This is a genomic window from Phyllobacterium sp. P5_D12 (assembly GCF_054049495.1).
Genome location: NZ_JBFUMG010000724.1, coordinates 1 through 1,872 on the forward strand (window position 1 = coordinate 1; position 1,872 = coordinate 1,872).

Consider the following 1,872-nt stretch of genomic DNA (forward strand, 5'->3'; position numbering starts at 1 on the left):
GGGCCGAGCAGCTGGTCGAACATTGCAAGAGACCATCGACGGGTTCGAACCCTTTCTAAACCCGGCTGGCCAGCAAAAAGCCTTCATAGGTTTTGACAACGACTTGCCAGCAGGCTTGGTGCTTCTGATTGACAACGACCTTGAAAGCCATCCGCACTTGAAGCCATGGCTTGCCAGCCTCTTTGTAGTGCCTGAAATGCGTGGGAAGGGCATCGGAACCGCATTGATCCACGCTGTGGAAAATGCCGCGCGCGATCAAAGGCATGCGGCGCTTTATCTTTATGCGGGCAAGGCCAACTACTATCGAAATCTCGACTGGCAAGACCATGAAGCGCTTAGCGGCGACTACAATGGTTTGATGATCCTCATTCGCAAACTTTGACTACGGCTTGGCCTTCAGCGCTTCGACCATAAGTKTAATGCCCAGCGCTCCCATCACCATACCTGCGCCGCGATCGATCCACTGTTTCAGCCGGATATAGACAGACCGCGCGCGAGAACCTGAAAAAGCAAAGGCAACGACCGCGTACCAGCCGGCTTCGACGCAAAACAGCATCGGCGGCAACGCTAACAGGAGCCATAGCGGCGGCGAAGGCGGCATGAGAGCCGCAAAGATGCTGGCATAGACGATCGACGTCTTGGGGTTGCTAAGCTGTGTGATCAGCCCGAGGAAAAACGCGCGGGAAACGGATATGGCCTTCGCGGTTTCGCCAGCGCCTGACGTCGTCAGTGGTTCGGACGCTCCGCGCCAGATGCGGATGCCGATATAGATCAGGTAGGCTCCGCCAAGCAGCTTGAGAATAAGGTAGAGCCACTCGAACTGCATCAACAATGCCGTGAGACCAAGGACGGCGAGTGCCGCAAATATGGCGCCCCCCAGACCCATGCCCAAAGCCGAAGCGAGACCATGAGTCCGCGACGATGCGATGGCAACGCGTGAGACAAGCACGAAGCTTGGGCCGGGGCTCATCGCGCCAATAAAAATCGTGGCGAGGATGCTGAAAAGAACGGCAACTGCTGTCATGGGGCATTCTCCTTTCACGCAATCTTCGAGCGAAAACCGCCGATCTTATGACCGGCGGTTTCAATGATTAGCAAAGCCTATTTGTACGGGCAGGCATTGTCCGAGAAATAGCTGTGAACCTTGACCTTGCCGGAAATGATATCCGCCTTGGCAGCTTCGACAGCCTTCTTGACATCGTCGGTCATCAGTTTGGCGTTGTTCTCGTCGACCGCGTAGTCGACGCCGCCTTCCTTGACGCCAAGAACATTGACGCCGGCTGTGAACTTGCCATCCGCGGCATCCTTGAAGGCATTGTAGGTTGCAACATCGACACGCTTGAGCATCGAGGTCAAAACCTTGCCCGGATGCAAGCCGTTCTGGTTGGAATCGACGCCGATTGCCAATTTGTCAGCGTCGGCAGCCGTTTGCAGAACGCCGATGCCCGTGCCTCCGGCGGCCGCGAAGATCACGTCCGAACCCTGGTCGATCTGTGACTTGGCGATTTCGCCGCCCTTGGCCGGATCATTCCATGCCGCAGGCGTATCCCCGGTCATGTTCTGGATAACCTTGGCGTCTGGGTTGGTGGCCTTGACGCCGCCAACATAGCCGCAACCGAAATTGCGGATAAGCGGGACGTCCATGCCGCCGATGAAGCTGACGGTTCCGGTTTTCGACGATTTTGCCGCAATCACACCAACAAGATAGGAACCCTCATTGTCATTGAAGACAACGGAACGCACGTTCGGCTTGTCGACTTCCGCATCGATAATGACAAATTTGGTGTCCGGGAATTCCGTGGCAACCTTCTCAATCGCGGCAGCGGCAGAGAAGCCCGCGATAACGATAGGGGAATTGCCATCCGATGCGAA

3 protein-coding genes are annotated in these 1,872 nt (G+C 56.2%); 1 reads left to right on the plus strand and 2 read right to left on the minus strand.

Going from position 1 to position 1,872, the window contains the following annotated elements; all coding sequences use genetic code 11:
* The coding region (locus ACXJ5O_RS25710; RefSeq protein ID WP_457302378.1) for a GNAT family N-acetyltransferase at positions 1-382 on the plus strand (382 nt) is incomplete at its 5' end.
* Here the strand turns inward: ACXJ5O_RS25710 and ACXJ5O_RS25715 are convergent.
* Both ACXJ5O_RS25715 and ACXJ5O_RS25720 read right to left on the minus strand, forming a co-directional pair.
* Positions 383-1,024, minus strand: coding sequence for a LysE family translocator (locus ACXJ5O_RS25715; RefSeq protein WP_457302379.1), 642 nt, complete (start codon positions 1,022-1,024; stop codon positions 383-385).
* 77 nt (positions 1,025-1,101) lie between these two features.
* Positions 1,102-1,872 (minus strand): BMP family lipoprotein (locus ACXJ5O_RS25720; RefSeq protein WP_457302380.1); only part of this gene is annotated, 771 nt, incomplete at its 5' end.